19 protein-coding genes are annotated in these 22735 nt (G+C 69.2%); 4 read left to right on the top strand and 15 right to left on the bottom strand.

The window, feature by feature from the left end; genetic code table 11:
* Positions 1-14: 14 nt before the first annotated feature.
* Positions 15-1073 carry a nucleoid-associated protein gene (locus tag C1876_RS06865; RefSeq protein WP_114545977.1) on the bottom strand — a complete coding sequence of 353 codons (1059 nt, stop codon included), beginning with the start codon at positions 1071-1073 and terminating at the stop codon, positions 15-17.
* A 241-nt stretch (positions 1074-1314) separates the two neighbouring features.
* Between C1876_RS06865 and C1876_RS06870 the strand changes: the two genes are divergently transcribed.
* Together C1876_RS06870 and C1876_RS06875 are read left to right on the top strand one after the other, a co-directional pair.
* Complete coding sequence (locus C1876_RS06870; protein ID WP_114545978.1) at positions 1315-1803, top strand: DUF2975 domain-containing protein; 489 nt, start codon at positions 1315-1317, stop codon at positions 1801-1803.
* Between the two features lie 9 nt (positions 1804-1812).
* Positions 1813-2052: a helix-turn-helix domain-containing protein gene (locus C1876_RS06875; RefSeq protein WP_114545979.1), complete on the top strand. Its 240-nt coding sequence runs from the start codon at positions 1813-1815 to the stop codon at positions 2050-2052.
* 12 nt (positions 2053-2064) lie between these two features.
* Here the strand turns inward: C1876_RS06875 and cydC are convergent, their stop codons facing one another.
* The 8 genes from cydC to C1876_RS06915 form a co-directional block, all read right to left on the bottom strand.
* Entirely contained in the window at positions 2065-3825 is a 1761-nt protein-coding gene (gene cydC, locus C1876_RS06880) for a thiol reductant ABC exporter subunit CydC (protein ID WP_114545980.1), read from the bottom strand.
* Positions 3822-5558 carry a thiol reductant ABC exporter subunit CydD gene (gene cydD, locus C1876_RS06885; protein ID WP_114545981.1) on the bottom strand — a complete coding sequence of 579 codons (1737 nt, stop codon included), beginning with the start codon at positions 5556-5558 and terminating at the stop codon, positions 3822-3824. Before cydD ends, cydC begins: the two co-directional genes overlap by 4 nt.
* Positions 5559-5881: 323 nt before the next feature.
* Positions 5882-6793: a UDP-N-acetylmuramate dehydrogenase gene (gene murB / locus C1876_RS06890; protein WP_114545982.1), complete on the bottom strand. Its 912-nt coding sequence runs from the start codon at positions 6791-6793 to the stop codon at positions 5882-5884.
* 73 nt (positions 6794-6866) lie between these two features.
* Entirely contained in the window at positions 6867-8606 is a 1740-nt protein-coding gene (locus C1876_RS06895) for an ABC transporter ATP-binding protein (protein ID WP_114545983.1), read from the bottom strand.
* The gene (locus C1876_RS06900) at positions 8596-10425 is read right to left on the bottom strand and encodes an ABC transporter ATP-binding protein (RefSeq protein ID WP_114545984.1); all 1830 of its coding nucleotides are present in this window, start codon (positions 10423-10425) and stop codon (positions 8596-8598) included. Before C1876_RS06900 ends, C1876_RS06895 begins: the two co-directional genes overlap by 11 nt.
* A 176-nt stretch (positions 10426-10601) precedes the next feature.
* A complete protein-coding gene (locus C1876_RS06905; protein WP_114545985.1) occupies positions 10602-11231 on the bottom strand; it encodes an MptD family putative ECF transporter S component in 630 nt (209 codons plus the stop codon).
* A gap of 39 nt (positions 11232-11270) precedes the next feature.
* Positions 11271-12821, bottom strand: a complete 1551-nt coding sequence (locus C1876_RS06910) for an ABC transporter ATP-binding protein (RefSeq protein ID WP_114545986.1) — start codon at positions 12819-12821, stop codon at positions 11271-11273.
* Positions 12818-13630, bottom strand: coding sequence for an energy-coupling factor transporter transmembrane component T family protein (locus tag C1876_RS06915; RefSeq protein WP_114545987.1), 813 nt, complete (start codon positions 13628-13630; stop codon positions 12818-12820). The genes C1876_RS06910 and C1876_RS06915 overlap by 4 nt, the downstream gene beginning before the upstream one ends.
* 41 nt (positions 13631-13671) lie before the next feature.
* On the opposite strand from C1876_RS06915, the gene C1876_RS06920 reads away from it, so the two are divergent.
* Entirely contained in the window at positions 13672-14835 is a 1164-nt protein-coding gene (locus tag C1876_RS06920; protein ID WP_114545988.1) for a helix-turn-helix domain-containing protein, read from the top strand.
* Here the strand turns inward: C1876_RS06920 and C1876_RS06925 are convergent.
* From C1876_RS06925 to C1876_RS06940, 4 genes are all read right to left on the bottom strand, one after another.
* Positions 14832-15968, bottom strand: a complete 1137-nt coding sequence (locus tag C1876_RS06925) for a diguanylate cyclase (protein ID WP_211309520.1) — start codon at positions 15966-15968, stop codon at positions 14832-14834. The genes C1876_RS06920 and C1876_RS06925 overlap by 4 nt on opposite strands.
* A gap of 20 nt (positions 15969-15988) precedes the next feature.
* Positions 15989-17491: a helix-turn-helix transcriptional regulator gene (locus tag C1876_RS06930; RefSeq protein WP_244910068.1), complete on the bottom strand. Its 1503-nt coding sequence runs from the start codon at positions 17489-17491 to the stop codon at positions 15989-15991.
* Positions 17492-17671: 180 nt separating this feature from the next.
* Positions 17672-17941, bottom strand: coding sequence for a twin-arginine translocase TatA/TatE family subunit (gene tatA, locus C1876_RS06935; protein WP_114545990.1), 270 nt, complete (start codon positions 17939-17941; stop codon positions 17672-17674).
* A 182-nt stretch (positions 17942-18123) separates the two neighbouring features.
* On the bottom strand, positions 18124-19527 hold the full coding sequence (locus C1876_RS06940; protein WP_114545991.1) for an NAD(P)/FAD-dependent oxidoreductase: 1404 nt from the start codon (positions 19525-19527) through the stop codon (positions 18124-18126).
* 568 nt (positions 19528-20095) lie between these two features.
* Between C1876_RS06940 and C1876_RS06945 the strand changes: the two genes are divergently transcribed.
* Positions 20096-20836 carry a hypothetical protein gene (locus C1876_RS06945; protein ID WP_114545992.1) on the top strand — a complete coding sequence of 247 codons (741 nt, stop codon included), beginning with the start codon at positions 20096-20098 and terminating at the stop codon, positions 20834-20836.
* A gap of 28 nt (positions 20837-20864) precedes the next feature.
* Here the strand turns inward: C1876_RS06945 and C1876_RS06950 are convergent, their stop codons facing one another.
* Together C1876_RS06950 and C1876_RS06955 are read right to left on the bottom strand one after the other, a co-directional pair.
* Positions 20865-21821 (bottom strand): DUF1848 domain-containing protein, encoded by a 957-nt coding sequence (locus tag C1876_RS06950; protein WP_114545993.1) that lies wholly within the window; start codon positions 21819-21821, stop codon positions 20865-20867.
* On the bottom strand, positions 21818-22624 hold the full coding sequence (locus C1876_RS06955) for an alcohol dehydrogenase (protein WP_244910069.1): 807 nt from the start codon (positions 22622-22624) through the stop codon (positions 21818-21820). Before C1876_RS06955 ends, C1876_RS06950 begins: the two co-directional genes overlap by 4 nt.
* Positions 22625-22735 lie beyond the last annotated feature (111 nt).

Here is a 22735-nt window from a genome sequence, read left to right on the forward strand (position 1 = left end):
ATGCTCCTTCGCTGTTAGCGGTTCTCGATGCTGCCGATGTTCTTGAGTTCGATGGAGATGAGGCCGTTCGGCGAGCTGACGAACTCGATGAAGTCGGGATTCTCGCCGTACTCGGCCGGGAAGGTGATGTCGATGCCCGTGTCGGTGCGAATCTTGTGGCTCTTCGCCACGCGCTTCGCCACCGTCTTCTCCACCACGACGCGCTCGGGCAGCGCCTCCTCGGCGAGCGCCTCCTCGAAGCGCTTCTGCAAAGGCTCGTCGTCGAACACCTCTTCGCCCAGGTCCCACGGCGCCAGCTCGTCGGATTCGTCGGCGTTCGACGAGATGTAGGCCTTCGCTTTCGACACGGCCACGGCCTTGTTCGCGCCGTACTCCTCGGCCACTTCCTCCACGATGCGGCACGCCGTGTCGAACACCTCTTTGCTCGACGCCCCCATGGAGCACTGCAGCAGGCCGTCGGGAATGAGCCAGCGCTCCTCGCCGGCGATGGTGCGCTGCTTGTCGCAGAACAGCACCGCGAGCGACGTCGACTCCACCACGGCGAACGACGCCACCTTCTGCGACGGGTTCGGCAGGATGGCGTGATGCCGCGCGATGCCGTTGTACGTGGCGCCGCTTTCGCTCTGCCCCACCTCGTGCATGTACGCCTGACGGCTCTCCAGCAGCATGAACGCGAAGTAGCGCTTGCCGCGCGCCTCGTAGGCGGCCTCGGCCTCCTCCTCGGTCATCTCCCGCACGGTGTTGTCGGGGTCGTCCTCGAAGTCGAGCACGAGCAGGTCGGTGGACTCGGTCTTCTCCATGCGCCCGAGCTCGGTGGCGACGAACTCGGCCACCTGCTTCGAGAGGTCGATGAAGTCCCGCTGCCCGCGGAAGTAGGAGCGCAGCTCTTCGGCGAACATGCTGTCGGAGGAGAACTCGCCGCGCTTGCTGTCCATGTTGGAGAGGGCCTTCTTCGCATGGCTCGTCACGTAGCGCTTCGTGTTCTTGCTCGACAGGTCGAGCTCTTCCTGAGAATACACGTTGACGCAGGAGACGAAATCGAAAACGTGCAGGATCGCATGGTTGATCTTCATGTTGCAGGTACCACCGTCATGTTGTGTTCGGATTGATTGCGAATGATCAGGATACCCGAAGCGCGCCCCGTCCACAACGCCCGCCCGCCTCTTTCTCGCGAACCGCCGATGGGCGGCTTCGAACGGATACCTCATCGTTTCGCCGAACTCATATGACGTTTTACGTCAAAAGTGTGGTGTGAGGCATTATGGTTGTGGTAGCATGCGGGGTATCGGGACCGACGAGGGCGAGGGGGCGGCCATGAGCGACATCCGCGAGAAGATCAAGACGAGCAGCACGGCGGTGTTCGTGCTTTTGCTGCTGATCGCCGGGGTGCTGGTCGCCGTCTCGCTCCTGAACATCGGAAGGATCGTCACCGAAAGCGTGGACATCGACCACACGGTGAACGGCGGGCTGCGCCCCTACACCGTGCTCGGCATGCAGATCCTGCTTGCGGCGCTGCTCGTGTACGTGGCCTTCATCTTCCGGCGCATCGGCAAGGAGGAGACGCCGTTCTTCCCCGGCCTGTCGCGCCGCGTGAAGCTGGCCGCCCCCTTCCTGTTCCTCGTGTTCGCCCTTCCCCGCTGGGTCGCCAACGCGGTGATCAGCGTGTCGAGCGGCAAGCTGACGGGCGCGGTATTCGACGAGATCAGCGTCATCCTGCTTGCGGTGGCGGTCATCGTGTTCTGCATCGGACACATCCTCGAGTACGGTTGGCGGCTGCAGGACGAGAACAACGAGATCATCTAGGGAGGGGTCATGGCAATCGTGATGCGCCTCGACCGGATGATGGCCGACCGCAAGATATCGCTCGGCGAGCTGGCCGAGCGCGTGGGCATCGCCGACGGGAACCTGTCCAAGATCAAGAACGGCAAGGTGAGCGGCGTGCGCTTCAAAACGCTCAACGCCATCTGCCGCGAGCTGGAATGCCAGGTGGGCGATCTGTTCGAGTACGTCGACGACGAGGACGGCGACGCCTCCCCGGACGCCGCCTGCTGAAGCCGTCCCGCCCTACCCTGCCGCCGTGCCGCGGTCGAACGCGAGCAGGCTGCGGTAGCGCTCGCTCGTGCGGGCCAGCTCGTCGGGGGCGCCGTCGAGCTCGATGCGCCCGTGCTCCAGGAACACGACGCGGTCCATGGCCCCCACGCCCGCCAGGTGATGGGTGATCATGATCACCGTCTTGCCGTCGAGCGCGCGCAGCACCGTGTCGAGCAGCGCCCGCTCGGTGAAGGGGTCGAGCCCCACGGTGGGCTCGTCGAGAATGACCACGGGCACGTCCTGCAGCAGCACGCGCGCGAGCGCGATGCGGTGGCGCTCGCCGCCCGAGAAGCGCAGGCCGGCCTCGTCCACCATCGTGGACAGGCCCTGCGGCAGCCGCTCCACCATCGCTCGCAGGCCCACCTGCTCGAGCACGTCCCACACCTCTTCCTCGGTGGCGTCCGCGCGCCCGATGCGCAGGTTCTCGAGCACCGTCATGTTGAACAGGTACGTGTTCTGCTGGATGACGCCGATGTAGGAGGCCATGGCGTCGCCGAAGCGCGCGCACGGCACGCCGCCCAGCGTCACGGCGCCCGCGTCGGGCGCCACGTCGCCGCGCACGAGCGTGGCGAGCGTCGACTTGCCCGCGCCGCTGCGCCCGAGGATGGCCAGCTTCTGCCCCTGCCCCACGTGCAGCGTGAGGTCGTCGAGCACGGAACGGGCCGATCCGGGGTAGGCGTAGGACACGCCGTCGAGGCGGATGTCGAGCGGGCCCGCCGGAAGCGGCGGCTCCTCCGCCGGCTTCGCGGCGCTCGGGTCGGCCAGGTCGTTCAGCCGGGCGACGGAGTCGGCGTAGCCGAAGGCGTCCACCGCGGCCGAGGACAGCGGCGCGAACGCCTCGATGAGCGGGAAGAAGCCCAGCACGAACGCGGCGATCCAGTTCGCCGCCCCGCCGTGCTGCCCGCCGAAGTGCGCGCCCGCCCACAGCACGAGCACCACGGCCGTGACGCCGAACACCGCCTGCGCCGCGAGGTCGCGGGCGCGGTCGAAGCGGTCCTCGGCCCTCGCGATCTCCTTCATGGCGCGCTCGGCGCTCTTGTAGCGGCTGAGGTACGCGTCCCCGCGCTGCGCGAACACCCAGTCGGACACGCCCAGCACGTTGTCGGTGAGCTCGGCGTACAGCTCGTTGCGCATCTCCTTGTATCGCGCGCGCCGCGCGCCGTTCACCAGCACCGACACGAGCGGCACGAGGAACACCACCACGCCCAGCAACAGCAGCATGGCGAGCGCCAGGAACGGCGACACGAAGCCGAGCCCCGCGATGAGCACGAAGTACAAAAGGTAGGCGATCACCGTCGGGAACACGGTGCGCAGGTACAGGTTCTGAATATGCCCGATGTCCTCCGCGAGCAGCCCGAGGACGTCGCCCGTGCGGTGCGTGGCGCGGAAGAACAGCGCGTCGGCCTCGAGCACGCGGTACAGCTTGAGGCGCAGCCCCGACGTCATGCGCAGCACCCAGTCGTGGCTGCACAGGCGCTCGAGGTACTGCAGCGCCGGCTTGCCCGCGCCGAAGATGCGCACGAAGATGAGCGGCAGGTTGAGCACGAGGATGGAGTCGGGCACTTCGGCCGCTCCGCTGATCAGGTAGCCCGACGTGAACATGAGCCCCGCCGCGAACACGAAGGTGACCAGCCCCAAGAACAGCGCCAGCGCGAGCACCTTGCGGTACTGCTTGAAGAAGGGCTTGACCCACGTGTCGCGCTTCCAAGTGCGCTTGAGCTCGGAGAACGTCATCGCGCCTCGCCTCCCATCTGCGACACGAGGCGGGCGAAGGCCCCTCCGCGCGCCAGCAGCGCATCGGGCGCGCCGGCCTCGACGATGCGGCCGTCCTCCATGACGAGCACGAGATCCATGTCGCGCGTCCAATGGAGACGATGCGTGGCGAAGAACACGAGGCGCCCCTCCATGAGCGGCAGCATGCGCTCCTTGAGCTCGAGCTCCGTCTCGATGTCGAGGTGCGCCGTGGGCTCGTCGAACAGCAGGATGCGCCGCGACGGGTCGAGCAGCGCGCGGGCGAGCGCGATGCGCTGCGCCTGGCCGCCCGACAGCGCGCGGGCGCCTTCGCCGATGAGCGTGTCCAGGCCGTCGGGCAGCTCCGCCACCACGTCCTCGAGGCCCATCACGCGCACGGCGCGTTCGATATCGTCCTCGGCGGCGTCGGGGGCGTAGAACGCGATGTTCTCGCGCAGCGTCGCATGGAAGAGGTAGGGGTTCTGCGGGATGTAGACCACCTGCTTCTGCCATGCCGCGCATCCGAGCGTGCCCGCGTCCTCGCCGTTCACCACGAGCGCGCCCTCCGTCGGCGCGGCGAAGCCGCCCAGCAGGTTCACGAGCGTGCTCTTGCCCGCCCCGCTCGTGCCCACGATGCCCACCTTCCGGAAGCCCTGCACCGAGAACGACACGTCGTGCAGCACCGCGGCATCGGGATACGAGAATCCCAGGTCGCGCACTTCGAGGCGCGCATCGGCGTCCCAGGCGGGAACCGCCTCGTTCGCGCGCGCGGCGCGCGCGGCCGCGTCCTCGTCGCGCCGCCCGATGAGCTGCTGGATGGTGACGAGGGCGTTCTTGCCGTCGAGCGAGGCGTGGTAGTCGGAGGCAAAATCGCGCACGGGCTTGAAGTACTCGGGCACGAGGATGAGCACGAGCAGCGCGGGGAACAGCACGAGCGTGCCGTCCACGAGGCGAAAGCCCAGCATGATGGCCACCGCGGCCAGCGAGAATGTGGAGAACAGGTCGAGCACGGTGCTCGACAGCGTGGCCACGCGCAGCGTCTTCATGGTGGCCTCGCGGAAGCGCTCGCTCACCTCGTAGATGCTTTTCCCGTGCGCCTTGCCGCGCCCGAACAGCTTGAGCGTGTCGATGCCGCGCAGCGAGTCGATGAAGTGGTTCGACATGACCTGGAACGTGGCGTGCTGCTTCGCCGCCTCGTCCTGCGCCGTGTGCCCGAGGATGACCATGTACAGGATGATGAACGGGAAGGCCACGAGCGCGATGACGCCCGACACCCAGTCGAGCGGGAAGATGAACACGAGCAGCACGAACGGCACCACCACGACGCCCACCGTCTTGGGAAGGATGAGCCGGATGTACGTCTCCACCTGGTCGACGCCCTCGAGCACCATGGTGGCCACCGTGCCCGTACCGTGCGCCTGCACCACGCTGCCGCCCTCGGTGAACACCGTGCGCAAGAGGTCTTGCCGCAGCTCGTCGGCGCGCGCGTCGGCGTAGCGCTCAAGGTAGGATTCCTGCACCGTGACGAGCGCCTGGCGCCCCACGAAGCAGACGAGGAACAGCGCGAGCCACCCCACCTGGTCGAGCACGGCCCCGCCGTACCACAGGTTCACGAGCGCCGTGGCCAGCGCCCACGCCTGGCCCACCACCGCGAGCGCCCGAAGCGCTGCGACGGCAACGAGGAACGCCAACGCGCCCTTGATCCCCGGCAAAGCGAATATCGACCGATCGATCAACCCCGCGCACCCCCTCGTACCGTCCTGCGTTCCAACAATGACCAGCAGTCTAGCATATGGCGAAGCAACCTGCGGGCGGTTTTGGAAAAATGTTATCGATGTTGTAGCATTTTAGGAAGAAGGGAACAGATGTTTCACGTGAAACATTCGGGGATCGGAGCGAGGCAATCCCCCTCCTCCTCCCTCTCCCTTTTCATGGCGCGCCCGAAATCGAGCCTGTCGAGCACGCTCCGCGCGCCGACAGGACCACCCGCAGGTCCCCCGGTCGGCGCGCGAAGCGTGCCCGACCGGCACAACCCCAGGCGCGCCAGGGAGATAGCCTCCTAAAACCCCCACATCCTCACTTCGGGCTCCAGCTCCACTCCTGCGTGCTCGCGCACCTTCGCCTGCACGTCGGCTATCAGGCGGCGCACGTCTTCGGCGGTGGCTCCTCCGGCGTTCACCACGAAGCCGGTGTGCTTCTCGGACACCTGGGCGCCGCCGACGCGGTAGCCGCGCAGGCCGGCCTCCTGCACGAGCTGGCCGACGAAGTGCCCTGCGGGGCGCTTGAAGGTGCTGCCGGCGCTCGGCATGTCGAGGGGCTGCTTCTCCTCGCGACGGCGCGCCAGATCGTCCATGCGCGCCTGGATGGCCGCCGGGTCGTCGCGCACGAGGTGCAGCGTCGCGCCCACCACCACGTAGCCGGCCTCGTCCATCATGGAGTGGCGATACGACCACGCGGCCTCCTCGGCGGCCACTTCCACGAGCTCGCCGGCGGGCGTGAGGCACCGCACCGATTCGGCCACGTCCTTGAACTCGCCGCCGTAGGCGCCGGCGTTCATGATGGCCGCGCCGCCCACAGTGCCCGGGATGCCGCAGGCGAACTCGTAGCCCGCCAGCCCCTCGGCGCACGCGCGCCTCGCCACCGCGGCGTTCGACGCGCCCGCTTCCACCTCCAGCACGTCGCCGCGCACCTCCACCTGCGACAGGTTCTCCGCGATGCGCACCACGACGCAGCGCAGGCCCCCGTCGGCCACGAGCACGTCGCTTCCCAGGCCCATCACGCGCACGGGAGCCCCGCACCGGGAGCACGCGCCCAAAGCGGCGCGCACCTCCTCCACGGTGCGGGGCTCCACGAGGCAGTCCACGGGACCGCCGATGCGAAACGTCGTGCGTTCGGCCATCGGCGCGTCGAAACGCGCCGCGCCGTCCTCGAACAACTCCGCCAGCGCGGCCCTCAGCGTCTCACGATCCACGGTTCAACGTCCTTCCCTCGGCGCTCGGCGCGACGAGGCCGTCGCGCTGCGCGTTTTGAACCATGGTAGCGCATCAGGAGGCCAGCGACCACCCGGCGGCCTCGGTCTGCAGGTCCACCATCCGGCGGTACAGGCCGCCCTCGAGCGCCATGAGCTCGGCGGGCGCGCCCTGCTCGGCCACGCGGCCCTCCTTGAGCACGACGATCTTGTCGGCGTTCGCCACCGTGCGCATGCGGTGCGCGATCACGAGCACCGTCTTGCCCGCGAGCAGGCGGGACAGCGCCTGCTGCACCTGCGTCTCGTTCTCCACGTCGAGCGAGGCGGTGGCCTCGTCGAGCAGCACCACGGGCGCGTCCTTGAGGATGGCGCGCGCGATGGAGATGCGCTGTCGCTCGCCGCCCGACAGGCGGCCTCCGTTCTCGCCGATCATCGTGTCGTAGCCCCGCGGCATGCGCTCCACGAACTCGTCGCACATCGCCGCCCGCGCGGCGGCCAGCACCTCCTCGTCGGTGGCATCGGCCCGGCCCAGGCGAATGTTGCCCATCACCGTGTCGTCGAACAGCACCACGTCCTGGAACACCTCGGCGTAATCGGCCAGCAGCGTCTCGGGGTCCACGCCCGACACGTCCACGCCGCCCACGCGCACCGCGCCCTCGCACGGATCCCAGAAGCGGGCCGCCAGCTTCGCGCAGGTGGACTTGCCCGACCCGGACGGGCCCACGAGCGCCGTCACCTCGCCCTCGCGGGCGGTGAACGACACGCCCCTCAGCACCTGCTCACCGTCGCCGTACGAGAACGACACGTCCTCGAACACCACGTCGTGGCCTCGCGGCGCGAAGTCGGTGGAGCCCTCCATGGGCTTCTCGGCGGCCAGCTCCTGCGTGCGCTTGATGGACAGCCGCATGCTCAGCAGCTCGCCGATGGACTGCAGGATGAGGTTCACCGGGTCGTACACGCGCGTGACCACGAGCAGGAAGGCGAAGTAGGTCATGAAGTCCGTCTGACCGGACACGAGCAGCGTCGCGCCCACGAAGACGGTGGTGCCGATGCCCAGCTTGAGGAACGCCTGCGCCGAGGTGACGAACACGCCGGTGGTCAGCTCGGACGTCACCTGCCTGCGCTCGAACGCGTCGAGCTTGACCGCGAGCGCGTCCAGATGCGCCGCCGAGCGGTTCGTGGCGCGGATCTCCTGCGCGCACTCCAGGAACTCCTGCACGCCGTCGGCCACCTCGAGGCGCGCGTCCTCCATCGCCTGCGCCTTGCGCTGCTGGCGCTTCCCGGTGAGCGCCATCACGAGCAGCGCCACGGGCACCACCCAGAACGCCGCGAGCGCCAGGCGCCAGTCGTAGAAGAAGATGCCGACGATGACGATGGCCGTGGACAGGCCCGTGCCGAACAGCTGCGGCATGACGTGCATGAACATGCGCTCCTGGTCGGAGCAGTCCTTCATGATGGCGTTCGTGAGGTCGGACAGGTCGCGCCGCCCGAAGAACGACAGCGGCAGCCGGCGCAGGTGCTCGGCCAGGTCGGTGCGCTTGCGGGCGCTCTCCTCGTACACCTTGTGGTACGTGTTCGCGTACTCGGCCCACTGGGTGAGGACCATGAGTGCGAGGATGCCGACGCACCCCGCGAGGTACGGCGCCAGCGCGGGCAGCGGGGCCCCCGCCACGAGGTGGTCCATGAAGTCGCTCACCAGCAGGAATAGGATGCCGATCGGGGCCATGAGCACGAGGTTCGCCAGCGTGCAGAAGAACACGCCGCGCCTGAAGTTCTTCGCGCCCACGTCGGTGAGGCCCAGGGAATCACGCAGCATAGCCGCCCTCCTTTCCGATGCGCCATTGCGCCGAGGTTCGATAGTCGGCCCACATGCGCGCGTACAAGCCGCCCGCCTCCACCAGCTCGGCGTGGGTCCCCTGCTCTACGAGGCGCCCGCCGTCCAGCACGCAGATGGCGTCGGCGCCGGCCACGGTGGACAGCCGGTGCGCGATCATGAGCACGGTCTTGCCCGCGCACAGCACCCCCAGCGCCCGTTGGATGAGCGCCTCGTTCTCGGGGTCGGCGAAGGCCGTGGCCTCGTCGAGCACCACGATGGGCGCATCCTTCAGAATGGCGCGCGCGAGCGCGATGCGCTGGCACTCGCCGCCCGAGAGGTACACGCCGCGGGCACCCACCACGGTGTCGAGCCCCTGCGGCAGCTTCGCCACGATGTCGTCGCACTGCGCCGCGTGCGCAGCCGCCTCCACCTCCTCGCGCGTCGCCTCCGGCCGCGCGGCGCGGATGTTGTCCAGCAGGCTCTGCTTGAACAGCTTGTCGTTCTGGAACACGAAGGCCACGCGCTCCATGAGCTCGGCTTGCGGGATGAACCGCACGTCGACGCCGCCCACGAGCACCCGCCCCGCGCTCGCGTCCCAGAAGCGCGGCACGAGCGAGGCCGCGGTGGTCTTGCCGCCGCCCGACGGCCCCACGAGCGCCACCGTGGCGCCCGAGGGCACGTGCAGCACGACGTCCTCGAGCGCGGGCGCGTCGGCGCCCGGATAGGTGAACGTGACGTGGTCGAAGGCGATGGCGCCGTCGGCGGGCGCCTCGGCCCGGGCCGGGTCCACCTCGGCCATGAGCGGCGCCGACAGGATGCCGTCGATGCGGCTCACCGCGTCCTGCGCCTCGGTCACCGCCTGCGACGAGTACATGATCTTGCTCATCATCATGGTGGTGAGCGCCGAGAAGATGACGTAGAACAGGAAGTTCGTGAGAAACGCGCCGAAGTCGCCCGCCGCGCCGGCCAGCAGGATGCCCGCCGGCACGAGCACGAAGAACGTCGCGTTGATGGCGACGAGCTGCGCCACCTGCGGGCCCTCGCACAGCTTCACGTAGGCGGTGGCGAAGTCGCAGTAGGCCACGATGGACTCCCGGAACGCCCTGAACGAGTGGACGGTCTGCTGGAACACCTTCACCACGGGGATGCCGCGCACGTACTCCACGGCGGCCTTGTTCATCTTGTCGAGCGCGTTCTGGTAGTTCACCATGAACTGCATGGCGTTGGAGTTGCCCTCGCCGTCCTTGCCGCCCAGGCCGCCGCCCATCATGAGGAACATGCAGAAGGCGGAAGCGAGCACGGGGATGAGGCACACGAGGCCCATGACCCAGTCGAACACGAACATGACGACGAGGTAGGCCACGGGCGTGACCAGCGCGCCCACGAAATCGGGGATGCGGTGCGCCAGCACGCCCTCGGTGAGCCCGGTGGACCCTTCGATGATGCGGCGCAGCTCGCCGGTGGAGCGGACGGAGAAGTAGCCGAGCGGCACCTTCGCGAGGTGCTCGAGCGCCGCCTTGCGCATGTTCGTCGCCGTGCGGAACGCGGCGAGGTGCGTGCACATGAGCGCGGCGAAGTACACGACGAGGCCCGCGAGCGCGAAGGCCAGCGCCCAGGCGCCGTACACCGGGGCCTGCCGCGCCTCCCCCCACGCCGGGGCGACGGCCACGAGGTCGCGCACGACGAACCACACGCACACGAGCATCGCGATGGCCAGCACGGCGTTGAGCGCCGAGAGCGCGCAGCCCGCGATGGTCAAGCGCTTGTGGGGCCCGGCGAACTCCAGCAGCCGCACGATGGGATTCTGCGGTCTTGACACGATTCGTTCCTTTCCTTGCGGTAACGTGCTTATTGTTAGCCTAAGAGAACATAGTAGCGATCCCGCCGAAATCTTCTGCACGCCGGTGCCGATTAGACGATGCCGCCGAAAAAGAGAACGGCTCCCCCGAAAGGGAGCCGTTCGCTCGGCGCCTCGCCGGCCGAAGGGCACGGCGCTCAGGCCGAGATCTTGGCGAAGTGCTTCTTGAACAGCTTCGAGCCGATCCAGCCGCCCACGAAGGGGCACACCGCGGTCGCGGCCAGCGCCACCAGCGCGAGCGGGCCGTGGATGAAGTCGACGAGCCCCTGGCCGTACTCGGCGCTCATGCCGGAATCGACCACGATCTGCACGTAGGCGTCGCCCGCCAGGAAGATCATCGATTCCTGGCCCACCCAGAAGCACAGCGTCCACACCGCGAACGCCGCCAGGCAGCGCAGCGTGGTGCGCTTGCTGCCGGCCCCCGCCACGAGCTCGGCCAGCAGGCCGCCCACCACGATGCCCACCGGGCCGGTCCACAGCATGCCCAGCAGCAACGCCACCACCGCGACGATCGCGGACATGATGGCGAACGCGCCGCGCTTGGGCACCTTAGCGGCCACGTACATCCACACGATGCCGCCGATGAGCGAGCCGCTCGCGTGCGTGAACCAGAACAGGTTCGCGTTCATGCCCAGCACCATCGCGAAAACCATGAACACGAGGAACAGGAGCACCCCGAAGATGGCCAGCGTGATGTAGTCCTTCCCCACCAGCTTGCCCTTCGCGTTCGCGCCGCCCGAAGAGGCGGCAACCGTCGTCGTTGCCATATGCGTATCTCCTTCTCTTGAAATGGTCGATTCCTTCGATCAGAGCGGGCGCGCCCGCCCGTCGATGCCGATCGCGCGCCGGATGCGCCCGAGGGTCTCGCCGCGCACGGGCAGCACGTCGGACACGACGCCGTCCTCGAGCACGGCCACCTGGTCGCAGGCGGCGCAGACGAACTCGTAGTCGTGGGTGACCACGACGATGCATGCTCCCGCGTCGCGCGCCCGGCGCACCTCGTCGGCCACGCGCCCCATGGTGCCGAAGTCGAGCCCGCTCGTGGGCTCGTCGAGCACGAGCACGCGGGCGCCCTGCAGGATGCCGACGGCGATGGCCAGCCGCTGGCGCTGCCCTCCCGAGAGCGAGAGCGGGTGGCGCTCGGCGATGTCCTCGAGGCCGAAGCGTGCGAGCGCGCGGTCCGCCTGCCCGTCCGCCCCGTCGGGCGCGGGCCGCAGCCCGCCGTGCGTGAGCGCGCCCAGCAGCTCGCCGCGCACGGTGTCGCTGAACAGCTGGTAGCCGGTCTCCTGCATCACGAGGTAGGCGTGCTCGGGCCGGTCGCGGCGGCGCGGCTCCTCGCCGCGGAAGCGGACGCTGCCCGCGCGCTCCCGGTGCAGCCCCACCAGGCAGCGCGACAGCGTGGTCTTGCCCGCGCCGTTCCTGCCGACGAGCGCCGTCACCGTCCCGGCGTCCAGCTGCAGGCCCGCCCCGCGCAGCACGGGCGCGTCGCGGCCGTAGCCCGCCTCGAGGCCGGCCGCGTCGAGCGCGGGGACCTCGTCGGCGACGTGCGCGCCCGATGCGAAGGAGCCGCCGCCGCGCTGCGCCGGTGACACGCGCGCCAGATCCCAGGCGCGCAGGCCCAGCCGCGTGCGCTCGTCCTCGCCGATCCGCGCGAAGGCGGCGGCGTCCACGTCGCGCACGACGCGCCCGCCCCGCATCACCACCACCCGGTCGGCGATGCCCGCAAGCCACCACAGCCGGTGCTCGGCCACGAGCACGGTCTTCCCGGCGGCCTTGAGGCGCGCGACCGCCTCGGCCAGCTGGAGCATGGCGCCCACGTCGAGCGACGCCGTGGGCTCGTCCAACACGAAGACGTCGGGGCCCATCGCGCACACCGAGGCGATGGCCACCATCTGGCGCTGACCGCCCGAGAGCGCGCGGATGTCGCGGTCGCGCAGGTGCTCGATGCCCAGCAGGGCGAAGGCGCCGTCCACGCGCCGGTGCATCTCGGCGCGCGAGAGCCCGAGGTTCTCGCAGCCGAACGCCACCTCCGAGGTGGTGTCCAGGTTGAAGAACTGGCTGCGGGGGTTCTGGAACACCGATCCCACGCGCCGGCACAGCGCGTCCATCTCCCACGACCCCGCATCCTTGCCGACGATGCGCACCGACCCCGCGAGCTCTCCGTCGTAGGAGACGGGAATCAGCCCGTTCGCCAGGCGCGTGAGCGTGGTCTTGCCGCAGCCGGAGCCGCCGGTGAGCACCACGCACTGCCCCGCGGGCACGCTCAGGGACACGTCGGCGAGGGCGGGCTCGCGGGCGCCGGCGTAGGTGAAGCCCGCCCGGTCGAACGAAAGCGCCTCGTCGACCCGCGCGCTCACGCGATCACCCCCAGCTTGATGAGCGCCACGCACGCGACCACGGCGGCGAACAGGGCGGCGAACAGGGCGTCCGCCGTCCCGAAGCGCAGCTCGTAGTAGGACGTGCGCTCCGCCGCGGAGTCGATGCCGCGCACGATGGCCGCGTTCGACAGCTCGTCGGCCACGATGGCAAGCCGGCTCATCACGGGCACCATGAGGTTCTCCGCCGTCAGCGCCGGGTGTCGCAGCACCGTCGCGGGCGACAGCGCCATACCACGCACCTTCATAGCCTCGGCCACCGACGAGAACTCCTTGCCCATCGTGGGGAAGAACCTGAGCGCCACGCACAGCGCCACCACGCCGCCGCGCGGCACGTGCGCGCGCTGCAGCGCAGAGGCCATCTCGCCCACGCGCGTGGTGGCGATCATGTTCGACGCGAACATCCCCACGCAGAACACGCGGCGGAACACGACGATCATCGCGGCGAACGACGCGGTCACCTCGTTCGGGAAGGCGGCGACGGCCATGCTGGCCCCGAAGACGGCCGCATAGGCCGCCAGCCAGCGCAGCGCCGCCGATGCGCGGCCGCACCAGATCATCGTCACGGCGCACAGCGCCACGGCCGCCACCTCGGTCCACGGCTTCGTCGGCGCGAACGCGATGAGGTTCAGCATGAGCAGGACGGCGAGCGACGTGCGCGGGTCGAGCCGGCGGCGCGCGCCCGCCCGCCGCGCGCTTGCCGCCGCGCAGGCCGAGGCGGCCGGGGCGCCTGCGGCGGACCAAAGGGTTGCGGAGGGCGCGAAGTCTGGTATATCCTTGAAGTTAGCCATGACTAATAATCTAGCGATGCAACGAAAAGGAGCGGCGCACAATGAGCGATCGCGATGATTCAGCCGAAATTCTAGACGATGACGCCGAAATGAGGTGCGCGGCGGCGGGATCGGGCTCGCGCGCCCTCGTCGAGTCGAACCTGATCGGCGTCGGGGGCGATCCCGCGGCGCGCTCGCGGGCGGCCTACCTGGCGCATCGCACCTCGCTGGCAGACAGCATGGGGTCGAACGGCCCGTTCACCGTCCACGACATCTACGAGACGCAGATCGCCTCCATGCACGGCGTGCGCGTGGAGGCCGCCGAGCGCGGGCGCGTGGGCATGCTCTGGGAGATCGACGAGCGCTACGGCCAGGGAACCTACTGGTACTACCCGCTGGGCGACGACCTCTCCGTGGCGATCTTCGACCTGCAGTTCAACAGGGAGGTGAGCTTCACCTGCCAGACGCCCGACCTGTTCTGCTTCGGGTCGTACGGCCGCAACATGGTGCCCTACTTCGGCATCACCGACGACCCCGCCGACCGGACGCTGCTGGGCTACGCGTGGAAGTCGCAGCCCTACGGGCAGGTGACGAAGGCCGACGAGCGCCTCGACGTCACGAGCATCTGCATGCTGCCGAAGGGCCTGCAGCGCCTGAGCCTGGCATGCCACTGCGACCCGCTCGTGCTCTCCCGCGCCATCGCCTCGCTCGACGGGATGCAGGACGTGCCCGGCCTCAACATGGTGTTCGACGAGATGAAGCGGGCGCGACCCTCGTCCATCACCGCGCCGGCCTACTACGAGGCGAAGGTCACCGAGGCCGCGGCGATACTGCTGGACTGGTCGCTGGCCAACGCGCACGGGGCGACGAGCGCCATCCGCGCAGCCGACCGCAGCGCGCTCAACCTGACGCGGGCCCACATCCGCGAGCACCTCGACCGCGCCGTGCCCTCAAGCGAGCTGTGCCGCATCGCCTGTATGAGCGCGAGCAAGCTGACGAGGCTGTTCAAGCAGGCCGAGGGCATGACGCCGCAGGAGTACGCGCGCACCCTGCGCATGGAGCGCGCCTGCGAGCTCCTGGGCGACACCGACCTCAGCATGGCCGAGATCGCCGCCCGGCTGGGCTTCGCGCGCCAGGGCAGCTTCTCGGAGGCCTTCAGGGAGCGCTTCGGCGCCACCCCGCAGGAGTTCCGCGCGCTGCGGGCCGCCCGCAGAAGCGCCCGCTAGCCGCGCGCCGCGCGCGAGCGCTTCTTCTCCTCGTACATGGACGCGTCGGCCCGCCGCAGCAGGTCCTCCATGCCCTCGCCCGGCGCGCGCAGCGCCCATCCGACGGACAGCGACAGCGCGCGGCCCTCCACCTGCTCCGCCGCGCACGCTTCGTGCACGCGGCGCGCGAAGGCGGCGGCACGCTCGTCGTCGAGGTCGAAGAAGCAGGCCACGAACTCGTCGCCGCCCACGCGGTACACCATGCCCTCGCCCGCGCACGCCCCGGCCACCACCGCGGCCGCGCGCTTGATGGCCTCGTCGCCCGCGGCATGCCCGAACGTGTCGTTCAGATCCTTGAGGCCGTCGAGGTCCACCGACACGATGCCGCCGCACGCCCGCGCCTCGGCTCGCTCCCAATTCGCCACGTCCACCTCGAACGCGTTGCGGTTCTTGAGCCCTGTCAGGTAGTCGGTGTTCGCCATGTCGCGGTACCACGGGTTCGACACCCGCCTGAACACGAAGAAGGCCACCACGATGGCCAGCAGGCAGAACAGCGCGGCGATGACGGGCGTGCCGATGCGCACGGTCTCGAACGCGTCGTACTGATGCTGCGCGTCGAACTCGATGCCGATGACCCCGATCACCTTGCCATCCTCGTGGATGGGATAGTACGTCACGAACACGTAGCCCCATCCCGTGTCCTTGATGTCGCTCGGGTACACCACCTCGTTGTCGAGCGCGCGCTCCATGTCGGGCACGATCTCGTCCTCGATGAGGTCGCCCGGCGCGCGGAAGTCGTCGCTCTTCGACGACAGCCCGTCCACCACGTACACGAACGAGCCCTCGTCGGTGCGCTTCGCCGTGTACAGGTAGCGCACGCCCGTGGCCTCCTTAACGGCCTCGAACGCCTTCTTCATGGTGCGGTAGGACGGGTCGTCCATGTCCTCGGCCGAATCGATGCCCGAGAACGTGGCCTTGTCGAGCGAGTCCTCAACGTACTCGTGGATGCTGTCCGAGCGCTCCTTGAGCGAGCTGAGCATGTCGCCGTAGGTCACCTGGTAGTTGAACGCGTACACGCACAGAAACGAGCACGCCACCACCACGGCCACGATGACGCACACCTGCACGTCGACGCGGCTCAGGCCGCGCTTCACGCTTCGCCGCCGCGCCGCCATCACGCGCCGCCCGACAGCTCGCGCGCGGTGCGCTCGCCGAGGTCGATGAGCTCTTGGCGGCCGTGCATGCCCGTCTTCACGTAGATGCGGCGCAGGTGGGTGTCCACCGTGCTCTTCGAGATGAAGAACTCGGCGGCGATGCGCTCGCCCGTGCGCCCCTTGAGCGCGAGCGGCAGGATCTCGGCCTCGCGCTTCGACAGGCCGTACTCCGACGCGATGAGCCGGCAGGCGTCCTCGAAGCGGTCGGCGTCGCGCACGATGACCGACAGCGCGCGGAAGTCGCGTTCGGTGAACAGGAACAGGTAGGCCGTGAGCGCGGCCAAGCCGGCGAAGGCGGCGATGGCGTAGGGCACCTGCCCCGCCGGCTCGAACAGCTCGATGCCGTTGCCCGCGGCGATGCCCGCCATCTCGCCCGCGTAGAGCGCCGCGAACCCGCGCGCGAACGACACGGCGGCATCCTGCCCCGTGATCTTCGCCATGACGAGGAACAGCGACACGAGCACGAAGGTGAGGCCGAGATAGCCAGCCAGCACGATGGCCTCGCCCGGCACGCCGAACGAGCCCAGCACGGGCACGAAGAGGAATCCGGCCATCATGACGAGCACGGCCAGGCGGTACACGCCGTCGAGCGGCCCGTCGCCGGCCGCGTCGGCGCGTTTGCCGCGGCCGAGCCCGCCGCCGGCCAGCATCTGCAGCGAGGCCGCGCAGAACAGCACGAGCAGCAGCAGGCTGGCGAACACGGTGGGCGTCGATGCCTGGCCCGGATCGGAGCCGAACGTCTCCATGAAGCCGGCGGCCAGGCCGAACAGCACGGTGCCGGCGATGATCTTCTTCGAGAGCCGCGCCGTCTCGTCGCGCTGCTCCTTCGTGGCCAAGAGGTCGCCGAGCGACAGCGCTCCGGCGTCGGGGGCGGGTGCGGGAGCGGCGCCGTCTGCGGCGGACGGGCGCGCGGGCAGCAGGCCGCGCAGGGCGAACGCGCTGCCGAGGGGCAGCAGCTTCAACGCGAACACCGCCTGCGGCAACGGGACCATGGCGACGAGCAAGCACACCGCTGCCGCCACGGCCGCGGCGATGAAGGCCTCGGGCACGGAACGGTCGACGGGGCGCCGGCCGAGCGCGCGTCCCCAGGCGGCCAGCATGAGGCCCGCCGGCATGCCCACGAGCGCGCCTTCCAGCACGATGCCGAACGAGCCCTCGCCCGCGAGCGACGGCATGAGCGAGCCCAGCACGAGCAGGCCGGCGTAGCACCACACGAGCGGGCGGGACAGCAGCGCGTCGCGCGCCCGGGGCGACGCCGCGCGCAGCAGCGCGAACGCCAGCAGCATGCACACGAGCGTGCCGAACAGGTCGGCGCGCTCGAACGCGAACGGGCCCTCGCCGATGGCGCGGTTCGCGCCGAGGTAGAACAGCGAGAACACGAACCCCTGGTTGCAGGCGAAGCCGCCCACCACGCGCATGGTCGAGCGATCGCCGGTTTTGTCCGCGTCAGAGCCGAAACGCACGCGCTCCCCTTTCACGTTTCATGGTTGGATGCTTCCATGATAGCAGGAGGAGGAGCCGCGCCCGGTAAGACCGTGCCGACCTTCCTCAAAATGCGCAACAGCCCGCGGCAGAGCTGCCGCGGGCTGTTGCGGGCGCGAGGAGGGGGGGGTTCGCGCCGCTAGAGGGAAGGGTGAGTATCGTTATGCGACCGGTTCGGCCTTCTTGGCCACCTTGACGGTCTTCTTGGCCGGCGCGGCGGGAGCGGGCTCCTCGGCGTCCTCGTCCTCGACGGAGAGGTCGGCGTTCTCGACTTCGACGACCTTCTCGTCGTTGCCGAGGCCCTCGCGCAGGCCCTTCATGGTCTTGCCGATGGACGCGCCGAGCTTCGGAAGGTTCTTGGGGCCGAAGATGAGCAGTGCGACGGCGAGGATGATAAGCAGTTCGGGCATTCCCATTCCGAGGATCTTCATGTACGTGCGCCTCCTAATAGCGTCTTGGTGGCGCGCGCCTCGTCGGGAGTCGCCGCCGGTTTCAACAGGGTCCAGTCTGCCCGAAAACCGGCGGCGCGCCTATCGTGCAGACGCATGATTTTGTCACGTTCCCGTTGAAATAGCGTGTCATGCAAACGGGGTACGGAATGCGTCTCCCCAGTTCACAGCTCTTCGGCCAAAACACGGCCCGCACGCCAGCCCATCACGCTCGCCATCATGAGGCCGCGCGTCCACCCGCTCGAATCTCCGAGGCACTGCAGGTTGGCCACGTTCGTGTCGAAGCGCGCGTCCATCTTCACGCGGTTGCTGTAGAACTTGAGCTCGGGCGAGTACAGCAGCGTCTCCTGCGCGGCGAAGCCCGGCACCACCTCGTCGACGGCGAGCATGAAGTTGAGGATGTTCGTCATGGCGCGGTACGGCATGGCGGCCGTGATGTCGCCCGCCACCGCGTCGCCCAACGTGGGAACCACGTTCGAGCGCGCGAGCTCCTTCTCCCACGTGCGCTTGCCGTCGAGGATGTCGCCGAAGCGCTGCACGAGGATGCGCCCGTCGCCCAGCATGTTGGTGAGCTCGCCCACCTTCTGCGCGTAGGCGATGGGCTGGTCGAAGGGTTCCGAGAAGTTCTGCGAGCACAGGATGGCGAGGTTCGTGTTCGGCGACTTGCGCTCCTTGTAGGAGTGGCCGTTCACCACGGCGAGGCCCGCGTCGTAGTTCTCCTGGCTCACGAACCCGCCGGGATTCTGGCAGAACGTGCGCACCTTGTTCTTGAAGGGCTGCGGGTAGCCGATGAGCTTGCTCTCGTACAGCACGTCGTTCACCGTCTCCATCACCTCGTTGCGCACTTCCACGCGCACGCCGATGTCCACGGGGCCGGGCGCGTGCGCGATGCGGTGCTCGCGGCACATGCGCTCGAGCCAGTCGGCGCCGCGTCGCCCCGTGGCCACCACGGTGCGCTTCGCGAGTATCTCCTGCGCGCCGAGCGGACCGGTCACCGCCACGCCGCGGCAGGCCTCGCCCTCGATGAGCACCTGCGTGCAGGTTGTGCGGAAGCGCAGGTCCACGCCCGCGTCGCGCAGGTGGCGCTCGATGCGCGCGTACAGGTCGCGCGCCCGCTCGGTGCCGAGGTGGCGCAGCGGGCAGTCCACCAGCTTGAGGCCGGCCTTGATGGCGCGCCGGCGGATCTCGTCCACCTCGGGCTTGCGCTCGGCGCCCTCCACGCGCTCGTCCGCGCCGAAGCCCAGGTACACGCCGTCCACCTCGTCGATGGAGGCCTGCGCCTCGTCGCGCCCGATGAGGTCGGGCAAGTCGCCGCCCACCTCCGCCGACAGCGACAGCTTGCCGTCCGAGAACGCGCCCGCGCCCGAGAAGCCCGTCGTGATGCGGCAGGGCTCGCACGAGGCGCACGGCGCGCCCGTCGCCTTCGGGCACACGCGGTCCTCCACGGCGAGCCCCTTGTCCACCATGGTGATGCGCCCGGCGAACCCACGCTCGAGCAGCGCGAGCGCGCAGAAGATGCCGGCCGGCCCGGCGCCCACGATGACGACGTCGGTTTCGATGCTGTCCATGTCCCGCTCCTTATCGTCGAGCCGCCGCATCCCGCGGCGGCATGAACAACCCGTGCCATTGTACCGCTCGTTCGCCTCGCGTGGCGAACGGATGTTTCACGTGAAACATTCCGGTTGGGGGGCGGGGGCCTCGCGTGCCCGTGCGCCTCGCGTGCCCGTGCGGCGCCCTGCACCGAAATCCCGCCGGGAATGGCAAGTTTTTTCGCGATTGCGGGGTTTTGCGGGCGAATCCCGCCCGAGGAAAAATCGCGACCTGGTGTTTTGTACGATCGCGCGTGCAAAACGCGTCCGAAACCCCGCAATCGCGAAAAAACTTGCCACAAAGACACGCATCAGGTGCACGCCCCGCACGACGAGAGCCCCGCCCCCGCGCGCCTGCCCCGCGAGCACCTCCCTCGCGCGTCCGCCCCGCGCTCCATCTGTGGAGGATTCGAGGAACGCGTGTGGCGGTTCGCCGGGGAAGATCGCGGAGGGCTTACGAGCGCCGTTGCCGTTTTGTTACCATTCCTCCTCGCGGCCGTACTCACCCCTCAAACGAACCCCACGCGGCCGAGGAAAGGATGCTCCCATGGCATCGCGCTCGTTGCGCTCCACCGGCTCCGCCCTTCCTGCGCTCGCGCTCTGCGCCGCGCTTTCCGCAGGCCTCGCCTGCCTCGTTCCCCCCGAGCCCGCGTTCGCCCTCGACGACGCGTCCCCGCTCGCCGTCGCGCCTGCCACCCTCGCACCCGCATCGCTCGTGCCCGCGGTGCTCGCAGCCGACGAAGAGGAGCCCGCCGCCAGCCTCGAGCAGGTGCGCGCCCTCGCCGCCGAGCGCGCGGCGCAGCAAGCCGCCCAGCAGGCGGCCGAGCGCCAGGACAAGCGCCTCGCCTACGACCCGGCCCTCATCGCCGCCATCGGCAACCAGTCGGCGGGCGGCCACACCATCTGCTGCCCGGCCTACGCGTGCGCCTACGGCGACGCCGTCCTCACCGGCCAGGCGAACGACCACGGCGCCTACGGCTGCGGCTGCTGCACGTGGCCCGGCTGGGGCGGCGGCAATTCGTCGTTCCGCTCGCTTGGAAGCGACGAGGCCCTGCTGCGCGAAGCCTACGACGAGATCGCCGCCGGCCGCCCCACGGTCATCCACGTGGCCGGCCCCTACGGCGAGCATTGGATCTGCCTCATGGGCTACCAGAACGTCGACGACCCCGACGCGCTCACCCTCGACAACTTCATCGCCCTCGATCCGTCGAACGGCCAGGAAGTGGTCGCGTCCTACCGCTACGTGCCCTACGGCGACGCCTGCGAGCACGTGACCGACCAGCGCTAGCGGCGCTGCCGCCCGCGGCGTCCCGCCCTCAGAACAAACGCGGCGGCGCGGGCGGCAGCTTGCGCGCGACCCGTTCGGTCACCACGTCGTCGGGCCCCAGCTCGTCGCACAGCAAAGGCGACGCGGGGTCGTAGCGTCGCAGCCGCCAGGGCTCGGCGGCCCCGTGCGCCTCCGACGCGGTGCCGGGGTTCGCGTAGCAGTACACGCACCCGTTCGCGCACGTGTCGTACGTGCCGATGTCCACGCTCGGCGCGCACCGGCAGACGCCGCGCTGCGAAGCGCCCGCCGCCCGTCCCGCCTGCACGCCCGCGATGCGCTCCACGAGCGCGGCGTCAATGCAGCCCGCATGCGCGAGGCCCGCGTCGTCGAGCGCCTCGTCGCCGCAGCCGCCCACCGCGATGCCGTGCGCGGCCCCCAGCTCGGCCAACCGCGTCGCGAGCGCAGCCTTCTCCGCGTCCGGCACGGACGTCAGCCCGAGCGTCGCCATGCGTCCGGCGATCTTCGGATACACGTCGAGGAAGCTGATGCGGCAGGCCGACGTGCTGCCTTCGAGACGAGCCGCGAACGTCTCGAACCAGTGCAGATGATGCTCGAGGGTGTAGGGGCCTCCCAGGAGGATGGGGCTGTAGCGCCACACGACGCGCTCGGGGCCGAGGGCCGCGGCGAGCTGCTGAAACGTTTCGAGGAGCTGCGCCTTGCGTGGCAGCCCCGCTTCCACGTCGGCGCCGTAGGCGTTGAGCGTGAACTGCACGAAGTACGGCGCGGGCGCTGCGCGGTCGAGCTCGTCTTTGCGCGCGAGCAGCACGCGCGGGTCCTTCGTCCAGAACGCGATGCAGTCCACCGCGTCGGGCGCGAGGCTCACGCGGCTCACCTGGGTGCGGTTCATGGGGTTGCGCACAAGCGCGAAACCCTCTTCGAAGCGCCTGATCATCCAATCGAAATGGAACCGCGGGATGTCGGTCCTTCTCGAGGCGCTGACGATCACAGCTCTTCGATGACCTTCGCCGACACGACGTTGCTCGGCGAGATGAGGATGGTGCCCACCTTGCCGATTTCGGGCGCGTCCACGTAGAAGGTGCCGTCGATGGTCTCCCCCATCACGAACAGGTCCTCGTCCTGAGTGGAGATGACGATGTCGATGCCCGAAGCCCCCTCGACGTACGCCTTGTCGGCGGTCACCGCCACGATGAAGTCCACCTTGTGCAGCTCGAAGTACTCCACCTGCTTCTTGAGCGCGTACGGCGTCATGGGGCCCGTCACGCTGAACACGCCGAAGCGGTGATCGCCCTTCTTCAGGATGGTGCCCTCGCGGTACTGCTCGATGTTCACCGTGTCGAGCGAGAACACGGTGGCCTTCTTGTCCTCGTAGCTTTTCTGGGCGTCGTCCACGGTCACGGGCGCTTTGGCATCCTTCGACGACGTTCCGTTCGAGAGCTTCCCCTTGCCCGCCGAGCTCGTCGCGGGCTTCTTCGACCCCGCTGGCGCTTCCTCGTCGGGATCGACCGGGGGCGTCGTGGAAGCGGACGGCTCTGCACCGTCCGGCGCCGTCTCGGGCGCGCCCTTCGCGGCGGCATCCGCATCCTTCGCGTTCTTCGCATCCTTCGCGGCATCCGCGGCTTCGTCGGCCTCCTCCTCGAGCGCGGCGGTGCCCGCGTACACGATGGCGGTGTAGCCGTCCATGCTGCCGAACGTGTCGTCGATGTTCGATGCGGCCACGTTCCAGGAGTGCCCGGCAACGAGGTACCAGCCCAGGCCGCAAAGGCTGAGCACGATAAGGGCGGCGAACACCGCCAATGCTATTTTTTCGCGTGATTGAACCGACATAATGCCTATAGTATACCGCTCCCCGCCCCGCCGCCCGCTTTGGAGCGCGAGCGACAAAATATCGACAGGAAGCGG

Origin of the sequence: Eggerthella sinensis (assembly GCF_003339815.1) — a bacterium.
Classification (GTDB): Bacteria; Actinomycetota; Coriobacteriia; order Coriobacteriales; family Eggerthellaceae; genus Eggerthella; species Eggerthella sinensis.

Excerpts from the sequence above, each read along its gene's own strand:
- C1876_RS06920 (WP_114545988.1), top strand. The coding sequence starts at position 13,672 with ATGAGCGATCGCGATGATTCAGCCGAAATTCTAGACGATGACGCCGAA.
- C1876_RS06940 (WP_114545991.1), bottom strand. The coding sequence starts at position 19,527 with ATGGACAGCATCGAAACCGACGTCGTCATCGTGGGCGCCGGGCCGGCC.
- C1876_RS06895 (WP_114545983.1), bottom strand. The coding sequence starts at position 8,606 with ATGCTGCGTGATTCCCTGGGCCTCACCGACGTGGGCGCGAAGAACTTC.
- C1876_RS06875 (WP_114545979.1), top strand. The coding sequence starts at position 1,813 with ATGGCAATCGTGATGCGCCTCGACCGGATGATGGCCGACCGCAAGATA.
- tatA (WP_114545990.1), bottom strand. The coding sequence starts at position 17,941 with ATGAAGATCCTCGGAATGGGAATGCCCGAACTGCTTATCATCCTCGCC.
- C1876_RS06870 (WP_114545978.1), top strand. The coding sequence starts at position 1,315 with ATGAGCGACATCCGCGAGAAGATCAAGACGAGCAGCACGGCGGTGTTC.
- C1876_RS06945 (WP_114545992.1), top strand. The coding sequence starts at position 20,096 with ATGGCATCGCGCTCGTTGCGCTCCACCGGCTCCGCCCTTCCTGCGCTC.
- C1876_RS06905 (WP_114545985.1), bottom strand. The coding sequence starts at position 11,231 with ATGGCAACGACGACGGTTGCCGCCTCTTCGGGCGGCGCGAACGCGAAG.
- C1876_RS06915 (WP_114545987.1), bottom strand. The coding sequence starts at position 13,630 with ATGGCTAACTTCAAGGATATACCAGACTTCGCGCCCTCCGCAACCCTT.
- C1876_RS06865 (WP_114545977.1), bottom strand. The coding sequence starts at position 1,073 with ATGAAGATCAACCATGCGATCCTGCACGTTTTCGATTTCGTCTCCTGC.
- cydC (WP_114545980.1), bottom strand. The coding sequence starts at position 3,825 with ATGACGTTCTCCGAGCTCAAGCGCACTTGGAAGCGCGACACGTGGGTC.